Source organism: Rathayibacter tritici, from assembly GCF_001641005.1.
GTDB classification, from domain to species: Bacteria; Actinomycetota; Actinomycetes; order Actinomycetales; family Microbacteriaceae; genus Rathayibacter; species Rathayibacter tritici.
Window position 1 is genome coordinate 1072845 of record NZ_CP015515.1, and the last position, 15427, is coordinate 1088271.

Sequence of the window (15427 nt, forward strand, 5' to 3'; positions counted from 1 at the left end):
GCTCAGCTGCCGAGGAGGCGCTCGACGACCGCGAGGACGTCCTCGGCCTCGCCGCGCGACTCCTGGCCAGTGGGAAGTAGCGCGGAGTTGTAGTAGAGGCCGTCGCTCATCAGGACGATCGCGCGGGCGATGAGTGGGTCGCCCACCGCATCGGCGACGACCTCGTTCCAGCTGTCGTGGATCCGCGCGAGGCCGCCGCTGGCGCGTTCGTCGTGTCCCTGCGCGATCCGCGAGACGGCGAGGACGGTGCGGTCGAAGGCCGAGTCGGCGGCGAAGGAGGTGCGGAGGAGGTAGGCGACCACTCCCTCCGGAGCGGCGAGACTCCGCGCGACGTCCTCCTCGCGCCGCGCGTCCAGGCGCAGGAGCAGGCCGTCGACGAGGGCGTCCTTGGAGGGGAAGTGGTAGAGCAGGCCGCCCTTGGAGACGCCGGCTCGACGAGCGACGGCATCGAGGGTCGCGGCGCGCTCGCCCTGCTCGATCAGGAGCTGCTCGAACGCGTCGAGGACGCGGTCGCGGGCGGGGGCTGCAGGCACGGCGTCCATCCTAGGGCGGATTCCTGCGGACTGTACCGGCTGGACGGTATACTCGCTGCGTTCCCGTCTCGAAAGGTCGTCCCCGTGTCCGCGCGCACCGCTCCCATCCCCACCCTCGACTCCGCCGGCGCCGCCGACCGGGTCGGGCGACGCGCCTGGGTCGCGCTCGCGGTGCTGATGCTGCCGGTGCTGCTCGTCTCGGTCGACAACACCGTGCTGAACTTCGCGCTGCCCTCGATCGCCGAGGGGCTGGGCCCCTCCGGCACCGAGCTGCTCTGGATCGTGGACGCGTACCCCCTGGTGCTCGCCGGACTGCTGGTGGCGATGGGCAGTCTCGGCGACCGCGTCGGGCGGCGACGCCTCCTGCTGATCGGCGCGATCGGCTTCGCGGCCGTCTCAGTCGTGGCCGCGTTCGCCCCCACCGCCGGTGCGCTGATCGGTGCCCGCGCGGCGCTGGGCTTCTTCGGCGCGATGCTGATGCCCTCGACCCTCTCCCTCCTGCGCAGCCTCTTCCCGAACCGTGATCAGCGCCGCCTCGCGATCGCGATCTGGGCGACCGGATTCGCGGTCGGCTCTGCCATCGGCCCGCTGGTCGGCGGCGTGCTGCTCGAACACTTCGCCTGGGGGTCGGTGTTCCTGCTCGCGGTGCCGGTGCTACTGCCGCTGGTGGTGCTGGTGCCGATCCTGGTGCCGGAGTCGCGCGACCCGCGGCCCGGGCCGGTCGACGTGCTCAGCATTCTCCTGTCGCTGGCGACGATGGCGCCCGTCGTCTACGCGGTGAAGTCGTTCGCCGAGCACGGGGTCGATGTGGTCGGGGTCGCGGCGCTTGTCGTCGGTGTCGTCTCGGGCGTGCTCTTCGTGCGTCGCCAGCGGCGGCGGACGTCGCCGATGCTGGACCTCTCGCTCTTTGGCCGCGGCTCGTTCAGTGCGGCGATCGTGGTCAACCTGCTCAGCGTGACGGCGCTCGTCGGCGGGCTCTTCTTCCTCTCGCAGCATCTGCAGCTGGTGGTCGGGCTGTCGCCGCTGGAGGCGGGTCTCGTGCTGGTGCCGGGCCTGGCGGTGATGATCGTGGCGGGGCTGGGCGTGGTGCCGATCGCGCGCCGCGTCGCTCCGCGCCTCGTCGTACCGGCCGGGCTGCTGATCTCCGCGGTCGGCTACGTTCTGCTCGCCGTCGGCAGCGCGGCCCCCGGCGGCGCGTCGGCGCTGACCGTGGCTGTCGCCTTCGCGTTCCTCGGACTGGGCATCGGCGCGGCGGAGACGGTCTCGAATGAGCTGATCCTGGCGAACGCCCCCGCCGATAAGGCCGGAGCCGCCTCCGCCGTCTCCGAGACCGCGTACGAGCTGGGCGCCGTGCTCGGCACAGCGACGCTCGGTACTGTCCTCACCGCGGTGTACCGCGGGGGAGTGGTGTTGCCGGAGGGCCTCGACGCCGCGCAGGTGCAGCGGGCCGGCGAGACCCTCGGCGGTGCGGTGTCGGTCGCGGGCGAGCTGCCCGCCGACTCCGCCGCGAGCCTGCTCGCCTCGGCGGGCTCGGCGTTCGACGCGGGCGTCGGCTGGTCGGCGTGGCTCGGCGTCGTCCTCGTGCTGGCCGCAGCTGCCGTCGCCGCCTGGCGCCTCCGACGAAGCTGAAGCTCCCCTGCTGCCTCCCGCGAGATGCCACTTATGCGCGCGTTCCTCGGCGTGTCGCCCGCGCAAGTGGCATCTCGCGGCGGGGGCGGGGGAGGGGCCGCGAGTACGCTGGGGGGACTCCACCCCCGTACGCCTGAGGACCGCCATGCCCCGAACCGTGAAGCTCGCCGTCATCCCCGGAGACGGAATCGGTCCCGAGGTGACCGCTGAGGCCGTCAAGGTCCTCGCCGCCGTCACCGCCGATTCCGACCTGGTGCTGGAGACGACCACGTTCTCGGTCGGCGCCGCCCGGTACCTCGAGTCCGGCGAGGTCCTCACCGACGATGACCTTGCCGCGATCGCGCAGCACGACGCGATCCTCCTGGGCGCCGTCGGCGGGGCACCGGGCGACCCGCGCCTGAAGGACGCGAGCATCGAGCGCGGGCTGCTGCTGCGCCTGCGCTTCGAGCTCGACCAGTACGTCAACCTGCGGCCCACCCGCCTCTACGCGGGTGTGCCGTCACCGCTCGCGGCCCCCGGAGAGGTCGACTTCGTGGTCGTGCGCGAGGGGACTGAGGGGCCCTACGTCGGTACCGGCGGAGTGATCCGGCCGGGCACCCCGCAGGAGGTCGCGAACGAGGTCTCGGTCAACACGGCCTACGGGGTTGAGCGGGTCGTGCGCTACGCCTTCGAGGTCGCCCGCACGCGGCGCTCCCGGCTCACGCTCGTGCACAAGACGAACGTGCTCGTCTTCGCCGGCTCGCTCTGGAGGCGGATCGTCGACGAGGTGGGGGCCGCTTTCGAGGACGTGACCGTCGACTACCTTCACGTGGACGCCGCGACGATCTTCCTGGTGACCGACCCTGCTAGGTTCGACGTCATCGTCACCGACAACCTTTTCGGCGACATCCTGACCGATCTGGCCGGCGCGATCAGCGGCGGCATCGGACTCGCGGCCTCGGGAAACATCAACCCCGACGGCGCGTTCCCCAGCATGTTCGAGCCGGTTCACGGATCCGCGCCCGACATCGCCGGACGCCAGCTCGCCGACCCGACCGCTGCGATCCTGTCGGCGGCGATGCTGCTCGACCACCTCGGCCGCAGCGACGAGGCCGCCCGCGTGACCGCGGCCGTGACCGCCGACATCGAGTCGCGCGACGGCACTCCGCGCTCCACGGAGGCGATTGGCGACTCCGTCGTCGCCCGCCTCCGCTGATCCCCCGCAGAAGGACACCACCACGATGAGTACCGACTCCGCCGACTCCGCCCCCGCCGCCCTCGCCTTCGAGGTGACCCCGGCCCCCGCTCCCCGCTCCGAGCAGGAGCGCGCCCACATCCTGGCCAACCCCGGTTTCGGCGTGCACTTCACCGACCACATGGTCGGGCTCCGCTGGACCCGAGCCGACGGGTGGCACAGCGCCCGCGTCGAGCCCTACGGCCCGCTCGCGCTCGACCCGGCCGCTGCCGTCCTGCACTATGCGCAGGAGATCTTCGAGGGGATGAAGGCCTACCGCCACGAGGACGGCTCGATCTGGACCTTCCGCCCCGAAGCCAACGCCCGCCGCCTCCAGCGCTCGGCCCGTCGGCTCGCGCTGCCCGAGCTGCCGACGGAGCTCTTCATCGCATCGCTGCGGCAGCTGATCGCGGTGGACGGCGGCTGGGTGCCGTCCGAGCCCGAAACCAGCCTGTACCTGCGCCCGTTCATGTTCGCGCAGGAGGCGTTCCTCGGTGTCCGCGCGGCCGAGGACGTCGGCTACTACCTGATCGCCAGCCCCGCCGGAGCCTACTTCTCGGGTGGCGTCGCGCCCGTGTCGATCTGGCTCTCCACCTCCTACGCCCGGGCGGGCAAGGGCGGCACCGGAGCGGCGAAGACCGGCGGCAACTACGCCTCCTCGCTCCTGCCGCAGCAGGAGGCGTACCGCCACGGCTGCGCGCAGGTGCTCTTCCTCGACTCCGAGGAGTCGCAGTGGATCGAGGAACTCGGCGGGATGAACGTGGTGCTGGTGAAGAAGGACGGCACGCTCGTCACCCCGGAGTCGGACTCGATCCTCGAGGGGATCACTCGCGACAGCGTGCTGCAGCTCGCCGAGGACCGCGGGCACCGCGTCGAGCGCCGTCGAGTGAGTATCGACGAGTGGCGGGACGGAGTCGCCTCGGGCGACGTCGTCGAGGTGTTCGCCTGCGGGACCGCGGCCGTGATCACTCCGATCGCCGAACTCACGGGCGAGGGCTTCACGGTCGGCCAGAAGGACGCGCCGGCGGGCGAGCTGACGATGTCGCTCCGGGAGGAGCTGACCGGTATCCAGTACGGACGCCGCGAGGACACGCACGGATGGATGACGAGGCTGGACGCATGAAGATCGCACGATTCGCCACACAGCGCGACGGGGACAACGGGGGAGCGATCCACTTCGGGATCGTGGACGAGGACGACCTGGTCGTGCTCGCCGGGGATCCGATGTTCGCCGGGTTCGACACCACGGGCGAGCGGATTCCGATTGCGGAAGCGAAGCTCCTCGCGCCGGTGATTCCGCGCTCGAAGGTCGTCGGGATCGGCAAGAACTACGCCGATCACGCGGCCGAGATGGGCGGTGACGCTCCCGCCGAGCCGCTGGTGTTCCTCAAGCCCAACACGTCAGTGATCGGCCCGGACGAGGCCATCGTTCTGCCCGAGGACAGCCAGCAGGTGGAGTTCGAGGGCGAGCTGGCGGTCGTGATCGGCGCCGTCGCCCGCAACGTGCGCGCGGAGGACTACGAGGACGTGGTCTTCGGCTACACGATCGCCAATGACGTCACCGCCCGCGATCTCCAGCGCGCGGACGGCCAGTGGGCCCGCGCCAAGGGCTACGACACCTTTTGCCCGCTCGGGCCGGTGATCGAGACCGAATTGCTCTGGAACGAGAGTGCGATCGAGACGCGGGTCAATGGCCGCGTGCAGCAGTCGGGCAGCACCGGCGACATGATCCACGGTGTGCCCGAGCTCGTGGCCTACGTCTCGCGCATCTTCACGCTGCTCCCGGGCGATGTGATCCTCACCGGGACGCCGGCGGGGGTCGGTCCGATCGCCAACGGTGACACCGTCGCGGTCGACGTCGAGGGGATCGGCACACTGTTCAACCCGGTACTCGTACGGCGCTGAGCCCGGCCCCCTCCGGCTCGGAGGGGCTTTGGGCGCGTGAATCCGGGTTCGGCTCGCGGAAATCACCGGATTCCGCGAGCCGAACGCGATTCCGCGAGCCCGAGGTCGCGCGGGCGGGGTGTCAGCCGGCGCTCGCCGGGTCGCTGGCCACGGAGCCGTCGGTCTCGCCCGGCAGGTCCGCGTCTCCGGAGACGGAGTCGCCCCCGCTGTCGCCCTCGGTCATGGCGTCGGCGAGGCCACGGTCGATCGCGGTGCCGCCGGGAGCGGCGCCTGCAGCGGAGGTGTCCGCCGCATCCTCGCCGGGCAACACGGTCTGCGCGCCGCCGGTGTTCGCGGCGGTGTCGTCGTCTGATCCGGGCAGGTCCTGGTTCACGGTGCGGTCGGCCATAGCGGCTCCTCTCGGTCGGTGCGTCCAGCCCAGCACGACGCAGCGCCGTTGGCAGGGCATTGACAGCACGGCGGCGGGCGGCGGCGGGCGGCGACGGGCCCGCGCCGGCGTGCTCGCGGTGCTCCTTCACCGCGCTCCGCGACGCTGTCAAGCGGACTCGCTCGGATCTTGAGGCGTCGTAGCGTCGAGCTATGAACTCCTCCCGTACCGATTCCGTCAGCCGCATCGCGCGGGAGGATTTCGGCTGGTCGTCGTTGCTCCCCGGTCAGCGCGAGGCGATCGAGTCGGCGGCCTCGGGCCGGGACACCCTGCTGGTTCTGGCGACGGGCGGCGGCAAGTCCGCGGTGTACCAGATCGCCGGAGCCGAGCGTGGCGGAGTGGTCCTCGTCGTCTCTCCGCTCGTGGCGCTCCAGGCAGACCAGCTTGCCGCGATCGAGGCGGCGCCCGCTGCTCCGCCCGCTGTCGCGATCAACTCCGCCCAGGGCGCCGCTGCCGTGGCCCGCGCCTGGGAGCGGATCGACGAGGGCGGTCCGCTCTACGTCCTGCTTGCTCCGGAGCAGCTGGCCAAGCCCGAGAACGTCGCCCGTCTGGCCGCCGCGGGAGTGTCGCTCCTGGTGGTCGACGAGGCGCACTGCCTCTCCTCCTGGGGCCACGATTTCCGGCCCGACTACCTCCGCCTGGCCGACGTGCGCGGCCAGCTCGGCGACCCGCCGGTGCTGGCGATGACCGCTACGGCCTCCGGGCCGGTGCGCGACGAGATCATCGAGCGGCTGCGGATGACCGATCCCGAGATCCAGGTGCATGGCGTCGACCGCCCCGAGATCCGCCTGGTGGTCCACCGCCACGAAAGCGAGAACGAGAAGCGCGCGGCCGTGGTCGAGGAGGCGCGCAGCTGGACGGCTCCGGGCCTGGTCTACGTGGCCACCCGCAAGGAAACCGAGGCCTACACTGCCGATATCGCGGCGGAGGGGCGCCGGGTCGCGGCGTACCACGCGGGGCTCAAGGTGTCGGAGCGCAAGGTCGTGCACGAGCAGTGGCGGGCCGGCGAACTCGACGTCGTCGTCGCCACCTCGGCCTTCGGGATGGGCATCGACCGCGCCGACGTCCGCTTCGTGTTGCACGCCACGACCACCGAGTCGCTGGACGCCTACTACCAGGAGATCGGCCGGGCGGGCCGCGATGGCGAGCCCGCGACCGGCGCGCTGCACTACCGCGCCGAGGACCTGGGGCTGCGCCGCTTCTTCGCCAAGCGCTCGGTCGATAAAGCCGCGCTGCGGCTGGTCTGGGCGGCCGTGTCGGAGCAGCCGGGGCTCGACTCCGGCGCACTGGCGAAGGAGCTGGACACGCCGGCCCGCACGATCGCCCGGATCGTGAACGATCTCGCGGACGCGGGGCTGGTCGAGACCGGCTCTGGGCTGCGCGCCACGCGCGAGGCCTCCGGCGACGAGGCCGTGGACGCGGTGAAAGAAGCCCTCGCCTCGCGAGAGCGGATCGCGGAGTCGCGACTAGAGATGATGCGGGCGTACGCCGAGACCACCCAGTGCCGACGCCGGGTTCTGCTCGACTACTTCGGTGTGGAGTCGCCGGAGTGGTGCGGTAACTGCGACGGGTGCGAGCGGCACGAGGCGGGCGGGGACACCGCCGAGGCGCCGGTCGACGCTCCGCTCAGCGTCGACGAGGCCGTTGAGCACCGCGAATGGGGCGCAGGTACCGTGATGAGCGTCGAGGCCGACCGCGCGACGATCTTCTTCGAGTCCGAAGGCTATAAAGTCCTCTCCTTCCAGGCCCTCGAGTCCGGCGCCCTCCGCGAGCACGCCTCCGCCTAACCTGCCCCCCGTGCTTCTCCGGCCGCGAGATGCCACTTGAGTACGTCCGACACGGCGTGTCGCAGACGTAAGTGGCATCTCGCGGAGGGGAGGTCAGACCTTGGAGACGGCCGAGCTCACGTCGGTGGGCTTGTCGTACGTGGCGTCGGGGATCGCGCGGAGTGCCTCCAGGACGTCGCCGTCGGCGCCCTCCTTCTCGGCGGTCTCGACGATCGTGTCCTTCGAGGCGGGGTAGTCGATGCCCGAGAGGTACTTCTGGATCTGGATCGGGTTGGGAACGTCCATCGTGCTGTCCTTTCGTCGGAGTGTTACGAGTGCTCTTCGGCGAAGAGCCGGTCGAAGGCGTCGACGCGCCGGTCGGTGACCGTCGTGGGCGTCTCGAGGTGCACGGCACCGCTGGGCACCAGGCCCGCGCCGCCGAAGCGCTCCATGACGCGCCACTGCGCGGCGACGTCCTCGCCGCTGTGCTCCGGGGGCAGCTGCTCCCAGAAGTCGAAGCCGCCGACGGCCAGCAGGGCGTCGCGGCGGTAGAGGACGCAGGCGCCCAGCCAGGCGACTCGGTAGGCGCGCCAGGCCCCCTCCGGGACGTCGAGGCGGGCAGCGACGTGCGTGAGGTTCGCGGCGTTGTGCAGCGGCCACCGCTCGAACTCGGGGGTGCCGCGCCGCACCCGCTCCGGCTCGACGCGCTCCTCCCAGGTCTCGAACGCCGCTGTCTCGTGCGGGCGCACGTCCTCGAGGTACGACAGGCCCTGCACCGCGGAGCCGACGAAGCCGCAGCCGAGCCGCTCCAGCGCCTCGTGCAGCCGCGCGAGCGTGCCCGGTTCGAGCCAGACGTCGTCGTCGAGGAAGAGGACAGCGGGGGCGGTGGCCAGGGAGAGGAGGTAGTGGCGCTGCTCCGCGAGGCCCCGGCGGGGCAGGTGCCGGCGCACCATCGGGGACCGGCCCTGCGCCTCCAGCACGCGCAGCATCGCCCGGATCGTCGGGTCGGTCTCGGCGACCGCCGCGTCGGACTGGTCGCTGAGAATCACGCGGAAGGGCGGATCGTCCTGAGCGGCCAGTCCGGCGAGCATCGCGGCGAGCTCGGCGCGGCGCCCGACCGTCGGCACGAGCACGTCGATCAGCGGCTGCTCGGGCGCCTCGGCGACCCCCCAGCGCCCGGACCAGCGGCGGCTCGTCACGGTGCGGCCGATCGGATTCGCTGAACCATCTCGGTCGTGGAGTGCTCGGAGACGTAGCCCACCGTGGTGACGGTGCCGCCGTAGGAGCGGACGACCGCCGCCTCCGCGAGCATGTCCGGGTTGTAGTCGCCGCCCTTGACGTAGACGTCGGGCTGCACCCGTTCGAGCAGCGGAATCGGAGTGTCGCCGCCGAAGAGGGTCACGAAGTCGACGCAGCCCAGCTCGGCGATCACTCCGGCGCGGTCGCCCTCCGGGTTGATCGGCCGACCCTCGCCCTTCAGCCGGCGGACGGAGTCGTCATCGTTCACGGCGACCACGAGCACATCGCCGAGCTCACGCGCCTGGCGGAGGTAGGCGGTGTGCCCTCGGTGCAGGACGTCGAAGCAGCCGTTGGTGAACACCACGCGGCGGCCGCGGCGCGACTGCTCCGCGAGCACCTCGACCAGCGCCTCCTCGCCCAGGACGATGGCGCCGGGCGCCGCGAGGGAGGCGAGGAGGTCCTCGCCCGTGCAGACGGAGGTGCCCGGGCGCTGCACCACCACGTCGGCGGCGGCCTGCGCGAGGTCGACGGCGGTGGCGAGGGAGCGGCCGGCGGCAAGGGCGAGCGTGGCGGCCGCGGCGAAGGTGTCGCCGGCCCCGGACGCCTGCTTCTCCTCCGCGGGCTGCGCGAAGGTGCGGCTGATCGTGCCGTCCTCATCGAGGGCGGTGGAGCCGTCGCGGTCGAGGGTGACCACCACGTGCCGCGCGCCCGAGCGCGCGCGTAGCTCCTCGGCGGCGTCGCGGACGGCGGCGGCGCGCTCGGAGCCGCGGCCGAGGGCGGCGCCGAGCAGCCGCTCCGCCTCCTTGGCGTTCGGAGTGACGAGGTCGGGCCGGGCGAAGGCCCAGTCGGCGAGCTCGTGCGCGTCGATCACGAGGAGGTCGGGGCGCTCGATGGCGAGCAGGCGTTCGAGCGCCGCGCGAAGGATCCCGGAGCCGTAGTCGCAGACCAGAACGGCGTCGGCTCCCGCGCCGGCCCGAGCGGCGGCGTCGGCCAGCAGGGTGAGTTCGTCGTCGGAGGGACGGTGCGGGCCGGAGTCGACGCGCAGCATCACGCTGTCTCCGCCGACGACGCGGGTCTTGATCGTCGTCGCCGCTCCGGTCCGGACGACCGCGGAGGTGTCCAGGCCCGCCCGCTCGAGGGCGCGCACGAGGCGGTCGCCCTCGGCGTCGCGCCCGGCCACTCCGACCGTGCGGACCACCGCCCCCAGTGCACGCAGATTCGCGGCGGTATTCGCCGCGCCACCCGCGACATCGACGATATCCTCCAGCCGCAGGACCGGCGCGGGCGCCTCCCGCGTGACTCGCTCGGCCTCGCCGAGCCACCAGGAGTCGAGGATCAGGTCTCCGATCACGGCGACCACCGGCGGACGCTCGTGGACGTGCGCCAGCAGTGCGCTCGCCCGCTGGAGCGCCGAGCCCTCGAGGCTCACCGGGCACGTCCCGGCAGGACGGGGAGCCCGAAGTGGACGACCGTGGTGGTGGTCATCTCCTCGAGCAGCTCGGGGCCGTAGCCGAAGCCCGATCCCGAAGCGCCGCGGGGCTGGGCGCTACCGCCGGGCGCGCCTCCGAAGACGCCGTTGACCTTGACCGTGCCGACGGGCAGGGTCGCGGCGGCGCGGTGGGCGTGCTCCATGTCGGCGGTGAGGATCGACGCGGCCAGGCCGTAGGGGCTCGCGGCGGCGCGGGCGAGACCCTCGTCGAAGGAGTCCACGACGGCGATCGGCGCGACGGGCCCGAACGTCTCCTCCGTCATCACGAGCATCGACTCGGTGCAGTCGGCGAGGACGGTGGCGGGGTAGAACGTGCCGTCGCCGGGGGTGCCGCCAGTGAGGGCGCGGGCGCCGCTGCCGAGGGCTTCGGTGACGTGCTCGTGGACGGCGTCGCGCATCCGGGCGTCGACGAGCCGGGGGAGGGGGCCGGCGCTCCAGCGGTCGGCCTCGGCGACGAGCGCGGCGGTGAACGCGTCAGCGATGTCGCGGTGCACGTAGATCCGCTCGACGGAGGTACAGATCTGGCCGGCGTTCGCGAAGGCGCCCAGGGCGGCCTGCTCGGCGGCCCAGACCGGGTCGACGTCGCGGTCGATGACCAGTGCGTCATTGCCGCCGTTCTCAAGGATCACGTGCGCTCCGGTGACGGCGGCGACCCGGGCGAGGGCACGGCCCGTCGCGGTCGAGCCGACGTGGGCGAGGACATCGACGCCCTCGGTGCGGGCGAGCTCGTCGCCGACCGTGCCGTCGCCCTCGACCAGCGTCAGCACGCCCTCGGGCAACGCCGCAGCGAGGATTGACGTGAACAGTGCGCCCGTACCCGGGCTGCGCTCGCTCGGCTTGTGCACGACGACGTCCCCCGAGACGATCGCGGCGCCGAGGAGACCCGCGGCGACGGCGACCGGGTCATTCCACGGAGTGAGGGCGAGGACGACACCGCGCGGATGCGGCAGGGCCAGATCGACGTTCAGGGCCCCTCCGCGCAGGCTCTTTCCCCGGTGCAGCGGGCCGAGCTCGGCGTACTGGAGCAGCGTGTCGACTCCGGCGCGGACGCCGCCCAGTGCGTCGCCGGCGGGCTTGCCCGTCTCCTGCGTGTTGAGGTCGGCGAGCTCCTGCTCGCGCTCGGCCACCCGGTGGGCGGCGGCACGGAGGAGGGCGCCGCGCTCGGCAGGCGCGGTGGCGGCCCACCCGGGGAACGCGGTCCGCGCACGGCGGACGGTGTCGGCGGTGGCGGGGGTCGTGATGTCGATGGTCACGGTCACCTCTCGGTCGGGGGCGCGCGCGGAGTGGCGGGCGCATCCGACCGGTACCCGGGTGCTGGGGACCTAGACACGGAGGAGTCGGGAATTCAGCGCTCCTGCGGGCGCGGCGCCGCGGGTCCGAGGATGACGGGGAAGTTCCGCTCGTGCTTGCGCGCGAACTCCTCCCAGGCGAGGGGTGCGTTCCACTGCAGGAACGGCACCAGGAGCGGGAAGCCGAGCGTGATCGTCGTGACGGAGAAGAGGCGCTTGCGTCGCACGTCGTAAACGCTCAGCCCGCCGTACCTGCCTCCCGCGGGGGTGATCCGGGCGATGTCGCGGAGCGGGACCGAGCGCGGGCGCCCAGCCACGGGGACGACGTCGATCCGGTCGTCGCGGAGAGTGACGCGGAATCGCGCGATTCCGCTCGCCAGCCCGATCATCAGGACACCATCGATCGTCAGGGTGACACCGGCGATGAGCATGCCGGTCTCGCCGGATCTCGCCAGCGCCACTGTTGCCATCAGGGCACTCGTCCTGCTCCGCACAACGTCAGCTGAGAGCAGGTCTCATCCACCATCATCGATGAGACGTGCTCTCAGCTGACGTTGTGCGCTGGCGATCCGGTTTCGGATCGGCCGTGGCGGGGAAATGGAGAAGTGCACCATCCCCGGAGCCGCGTCCGCGCGCCTTCGCAGCTGAGAGGAACCCGCCGTGGTCGCCATCGCCCCCCTCCGAGAGCCCTTCGCCGGAGTCGAGAGGATCGCCGTCCTGCGCGGCGGCGGTCTCGGCGATCTGCTGTTCGCCCTCCCCGCCGTCGACGCGCTCGCGGCCGCGTACCCAGGCGCCGAGATCACCCTGCTCGGCACACCCGCGCACCGGGTGCTGCTCTCGGGGGTCGAGTCGCCGATCGCCGAGGTCGAGATCCTGCCGATCGCGCAGGGAGTCCGCGACGGGGAGGGGGAGGATCCGCGGGTGGTCGAGGACTTCACCGACCGGATGCGCGCGCGCCGCTTCGACCTGGCCGTACAGCTGCACGGCGGCGGGCGCTACTCCAACCCGTTCTTGCAGCGGCTCGGCGCGCGGCACACGGTCGGCTCGCGTACGCCCGACGCGGAGGAGCTGGAGCGCACGATCCCCTACGTCTACTACCAGCATGAGATGCTGCGCGCGCTCGAGATCGTCGGGCTGGCCGGAGCGGCCGCGACCCGGCTCGAGCCGGCGCTCGCCGTGGATCCGGAGCGGCGGGACCGCTTGGCCGCTGCGCTGCCCTCGGGCGGCCCGCTGGTGCTGATCCACCCGGGCGCGACGGATGTCCGCCGGCGCTGGCCGGCCGCCTCCTTCGCCGCCGTGGCGACGGAGCTGCTGGCCGACGGCGCGCGTGTGCTCGTGGTGGGCGACGACTCCGATGTGCCCGCCGCCGACGAGATCGTCGCCGGAGCGCCGGGAGCCGTCTCGTGGGCGGGCATCGTCGACCTGCCGGATCTCGCTCCGCTGCTCTCGCTCGCCGATCTGGTGCTCGGCAATGACTCCGGGCCCCGGCACCTCGCGGCCGCAGTCGGCGCCCCGACGGTCGGGGTCTTCTGGGTGGGCAACGCGATCAACGCCGCTCCGCTCGGGAGGCAGCGTCACCGGGTGCAGCTCAGCTGGACCACGCGCTGCCCGGTCTGCGGCGTCGACGTGACGCAGGTCGGCTGGACGGCCCCGCGCTGCGAGCACGACGTCACCTTCGTCGACGACGTCCGCGTCGCAACCGTCCTCGAGGACGTCCGCGCTGTCCTCGCGTCCACCCGCTGACCGCGAGATGCCACTTGGGTACGCGACACGCCGGAGCGGGCGTACCCAAGTGGCATCTCGCGGAGGGGAGGCCGAGGGGGTCAGGGCCAGGAGGGCTCCTCCTCGTGGGTGATGACGAGTTCGCGGATCTCGCAGGCGCGGGGCTGGCCGAGGATGAACATCACGGCGTTCGCGACGTTCTCCGGGTCGTTCAGCAGCGCGTCGGGGCCGGGCTTGTACTGCTCGTCCCGGTCGTCGAAGAAGCGGGTCTTCATGCCGGAGGGGATCAGCGTGGTCACGCCGATCTCGCCCTTGGTCTCGGCGGCGAGCGCGCGGGTGAAGCCGAGCACGCCGAACTTCGAGGCGCAGTACGCGGTCGCGTCCGACACGGCCTTGATCGCCAGCGAGGAGGCGACGGTGACGACGCGCCCGTGGGTCTCGGTGAGGAAGGGCAGTGCCGCGCGGACGACGGCCGCGGTGCCGAGGAGGTTCACCGAGATGACGCGCTCCCATTCCTCCGGCTCGACGTCGACCAGGCGGCCGCAGCGGTCGATGCCGGCCGCGGTCACGACGGCGTCGAGCCCGCCGTGCTCGCGGGCGATCTCGGCGACCGCCTTCTCGGCCTCGCGGGTCTTCGCAACGTCGACCTGGTAGGCGGCGACGCCCTCCTGCACGGCGGAGACGTCGCGGTCGAGCACGATCGGGGTGCCGCCGGCGGCGGTGACCGCGGCGGCGACGGCCGCACCGAGCCCGGAGGCTCCTCCGGTGATCAAAACGCGGCCGATGGGGGTGGCAGTGGTGCTCATGGTGTCCTTCCGGGGGTGGGCTGCGGGCCTTGTGGGCCTCGGGTCAGCCGACGCGCGCGAGCGCGGCGGCGAGATGAGTGGTCGAGCGGCCGGGGTGGTAGGGCACGGTGAGGACGCGGCCGCCCCACTCCGCCACGGTCGCCGTCTCGGGGAGGGATTCGGCGGAGTAATCGCCGCCCTTCACCCAGACATCGGGGCGGATGCGGCGCAGCGCCTCGTCCGGCGTGTCCTCGCCGAAGACCAGCACGGCGTCGACGCATTCCAGTGCGAGGAGGAGGTCGACGCGGTCGTCCTCGGGGATGATCGGGCGCGCGGCGCCCTTGAGGCGGCGCACGGAGTCGTCCGAGTTCAGGCACACGATCAGGCAGTCGCCGAGTGCGCGGGCGGCCGAGAGCGTGCGGGCGTGGCCGGCGTGCAGGAGGTCGAAGCAGCCGCCGGTTGCAACGACGGTTCCACCCGAGGCGCGCACGGCCTCCGCGACGCGCAGCGCATCAACCCCGCCGCCGCGAAGTGGTGCGGCGTCGGCGGGAGCGGCGAGGGAGGCGACTCCGCCCGCGAGCAGGTAGGCGCCGGCGTCGGCGACAGCGGCCTGGACGGCTTCGGATGCACTGGAGCCCCTGGCGAGGGCGACCGCGGCGGAGGCGGCGAACCGGTCGCCCGCTCCGCACGGGTCGGTGGGCGGCACGGAGGCGGCCGGAGCGACGACCGGCACGCCGGCGCCGCGGGCGCGCAGCAGAGCCCCGGAGGAGCCCATCGTCACGGCGACCGCCCCGCAGCCCCAGCGCTCGAGGAGCGTGGTCGCGGCCGACTCGGCGCGCGTCACTCCGCGCCCGGTGGCTCCGGAGAACGTGGTGGCTTCGGCGAGGTTCGGAGTCGCGAGCGTGGTCGCGGCGACCGGCTGCGAGCCGCGGGGGTGCGGATCCCAGACCAGCGGCACGGTGAGCGCGTCGAGCGCGGCACGGAGCGAGGCGTCCTCGGTGAGGCGGCGGCCGTAGTCGGCGACGATCACCGCGTCGGCGTCGGAGAGCGCCGCGAGCATCGCGACGCTCACGCCGGGAACGGGTAGGGTCTCGCAGCCGCGGTCGATCCGCACCACGGCCTGGCCGGAGGCGGCGACCCGCGTCTTCACCGGCGTCGGCGCCCCCGAGGGCCCGGCGATCACCCGAACGCCGTCGAGTTCGGCGCGCAGCTCCGCCACATCCGGGTCGGAGTCGTCGGCGAGCGCCGTCACGAGAGTCACCTCGTGCCCGTCGCGGGCGAGCATCCGCGCGACCAGCCCGGCACCGCCGGCGCGGGCGCTGCGGGCCGTGACGTCGACCACGGGAACCGGCGCGTCCGGGCTCAGCCGTTCGGCAGGTCCGGACAGGTCGACGTCGAGCACGACATCGCCGACGACGACCAGGTGCAGC

At 72.8% G+C, this 15427-nt stretch carries 15 protein-coding genes; 6 read left to right on the forward strand and 9 right to left on the reverse strand.

Annotated features, from left to right (window positions below; genetic code table 11):
• Window positions 1-2: 2 nt before the first annotated feature.
• Window positions 3-542: a TetR/AcrR family transcriptional regulator gene (locus tag A6122_RS04795; protein ID WP_068252211.1), complete on the reverse strand. Its 540-nt coding sequence runs from the start codon at window positions 540-542 to the stop codon at window positions 3-5.
• A gap of 75 nt (window positions 543-617) precedes the next feature.
• Between A6122_RS04795 and A6122_RS04800 the strand changes: the two genes are divergently transcribed.
• From A6122_RS04800 to A6122_RS04815, 4 genes are all read left to right on the forward strand, one after another.
• The gene (locus A6122_RS04800) at window positions 618-2162 is read left to right on the forward strand and encodes an MFS transporter (protein WP_237358235.1); all 1545 of its coding nucleotides are present in this window, start codon (window positions 618-620) and stop codon (window positions 2160-2162) included.
• Between the two features lie 145 nt (window positions 2163-2307).
• Window positions 2308-3357: a 3-isopropylmalate dehydrogenase gene (locus tag A6122_RS04805; RefSeq protein WP_068252214.1), complete on the forward strand. Its 1050-nt coding sequence runs from the start codon at window positions 2308-2310 to the stop codon at window positions 3355-3357.
• 25 nt (window positions 3358-3382) lie between these two features.
• The gene (locus A6122_RS04810) at window positions 3383-4498 is read left to right on the forward strand and encodes a branched-chain amino acid aminotransferase (protein ID WP_068257055.1); all 1116 of its coding nucleotides are present in this window, start codon (window positions 3383-3385) and stop codon (window positions 4496-4498) included.
• Window positions 4495-5280, forward strand: a complete 786-nt coding sequence (locus tag A6122_RS04815) for a fumarylacetoacetate hydrolase family protein (RefSeq protein ID WP_068252216.1) — start codon at window positions 4495-4497, stop codon at window positions 5278-5280. Before A6122_RS04810 ends, A6122_RS04815 begins: the two co-directional genes overlap by 4 nt.
• 121 nt (window positions 5281-5401) lie before the next feature.
• Here the strand turns inward: A6122_RS04815 and A6122_RS04820 are convergent, their stop codons facing one another.
• Window positions 5402-5668: a hypothetical protein gene (locus A6122_RS04820; RefSeq protein WP_068252218.1), complete on the reverse strand. Its 267-nt coding sequence runs from the start codon at window positions 5666-5668 to the stop codon at window positions 5402-5404.
• Between the two features lie 191 nt (window positions 5669-5859).
• On the opposite strand from A6122_RS04820, the gene A6122_RS04825 reads away from it, so the two are divergent.
• Window positions 5860-7494 carry a RecQ family ATP-dependent DNA helicase gene (locus A6122_RS04825; protein WP_068252221.1) on the forward strand — a complete coding sequence of 545 codons (1635 nt, stop codon included), beginning with the start codon at window positions 5860-5862 and terminating at the stop codon, window positions 7492-7494.
• Window positions 7495-7587: 93 nt separating this feature from the next.
• On the opposite strand, the gene A6122_RS04830 is transcribed toward A6122_RS04825, so the two are convergent.
• The 5 genes from A6122_RS04830 to A6122_RS04850 form a co-directional block, all read right to left on the reverse strand.
• Window positions 7588-7779 (reverse strand): DUF2795 domain-containing protein, encoded by a 192-nt coding sequence (locus A6122_RS04830; protein ID WP_068252230.1) that lies wholly within the window; start codon window positions 7777-7779, stop codon window positions 7588-7590.
• Window positions 7780-7802: 23 nt separating this feature from the next.
• The gene (locus A6122_RS04835) at window positions 7803-8672 is read right to left on the reverse strand and encodes a glycosyltransferase family 2 protein (RefSeq protein WP_068252232.1); all 870 of its coding nucleotides are present in this window, start codon (window positions 8670-8672) and stop codon (window positions 7803-7805) included.
• Window positions 8669-10141: a D-glycero-beta-D-manno-heptose 1-phosphate adenylyltransferase gene (gene rfaE2 / locus A6122_RS04840; RefSeq protein ID WP_068252233.1), complete on the reverse strand. Its 1473-nt coding sequence runs from the start codon at window positions 10139-10141 to the stop codon at window positions 8669-8671. The genes A6122_RS04835 and rfaE2 overlap by 4 nt, the downstream gene beginning before the upstream one ends.
• Window positions 10138-11454, reverse strand: coding sequence for an aldehyde dehydrogenase family protein (locus A6122_RS04845; protein ID WP_237358236.1), 1317 nt, complete (start codon window positions 11452-11454; stop codon window positions 10138-10140). The genes rfaE2 and A6122_RS04845 overlap by 4 nt, the downstream gene beginning before the upstream one ends.
• 92 nt (window positions 11455-11546) lie before the next feature.
• Window positions 11547-11960, reverse strand: coding sequence for a hypothetical protein (locus A6122_RS04850; protein ID WP_104261912.1), 414 nt, complete (start codon window positions 11958-11960; stop codon window positions 11547-11549).
• Window positions 11961-12150: 190 nt separating this feature from the next.
• On the opposite strand from A6122_RS04850, the gene A6122_RS04855 reads away from it, so the two are divergent.
• Window positions 12151-13233: a glycosyltransferase family 9 protein gene (locus A6122_RS04855; RefSeq protein WP_068252239.1), complete on the forward strand. Its 1083-nt coding sequence runs from the start codon at window positions 12151-12153 to the stop codon at window positions 13231-13233.
• 80 nt (window positions 13234-13313) lie between these two features.
• Here the strand turns inward: A6122_RS04855 and A6122_RS04860 are convergent, their stop codons facing one another.
• Window positions 13314-14018 (reverse strand): SDR family oxidoreductase, encoded by a 705-nt coding sequence (locus A6122_RS04860; RefSeq protein ID WP_068252241.1) that lies wholly within the window; start codon window positions 14016-14018, stop codon window positions 13314-13316.
• A 43-nt stretch (window positions 14019-14061) separates the two neighbouring features.
• A complete protein-coding gene (locus A6122_RS04865) occupies window positions 14062-15426 on the reverse strand; it encodes a PfkB family carbohydrate kinase (RefSeq protein ID WP_068257061.1) in 1365 nt (454 codons plus the stop codon).
• Window position 15427: the final 1 nt, after the last annotated feature.

Bases quoted from the DNA above. Each gene is read 5' to 3' on its own strand.
- A6122_RS04850 (WP_104261912.1), bottom strand. From the start codon at position 11,960: ATGGCAACAGTGGCGCTGGCGAGATCCGGCGAGACCGGCATGCTCATC.
- A6122_RS04830 (WP_068252230.1), bottom strand. From the start codon at position 7,779: ATGGACGTTCCCAACCCGATCCAGATCCAGAAGTACCTCTCGGGCATC.
- A6122_RS04805 (WP_068252214.1), top strand. From the start codon at position 2,308: ATGCCCCGAACCGTGAAGCTCGCCGTCATCCCCGGAGACGGAATCGGT.
- A6122_RS04810 (WP_068257055.1), top strand. From the start codon at position 3,383: ATGAGTACCGACTCCGCCGACTCCGCCCCCGCCGCCCTCGCCTTCGAG.
- A6122_RS04860 (WP_068252241.1), bottom strand. From the start codon at position 14,018: ATGAGCACCACTGCCACCCCCATCGGCCGCGTTTTGATCACCGGAGGA.
- A6122_RS04825 (WP_068252221.1), top strand. From the start codon at position 5,860: ATGAACTCCTCCCGTACCGATTCCGTCAGCCGCATCGCGCGGGAGGAT.
- A6122_RS04795 (WP_068252211.1), bottom strand. From the start codon at position 542: ATGGACGCCGTGCCTGCAGCCCCCGCCCGCGACCGCGTCCTCGACGCG.
- A6122_RS04820 (WP_068252218.1), bottom strand. From the start codon at position 5,668: ATGGCCGACCGCACCGTGAACCAGGACCTGCCCGGATCAGACGACGAC.
- A6122_RS04815 (WP_068252216.1), top strand. From the start codon at position 4,495: ATGAAGATCGCACGATTCGCCACACAGCGCGACGGGGACAACGGGGGA.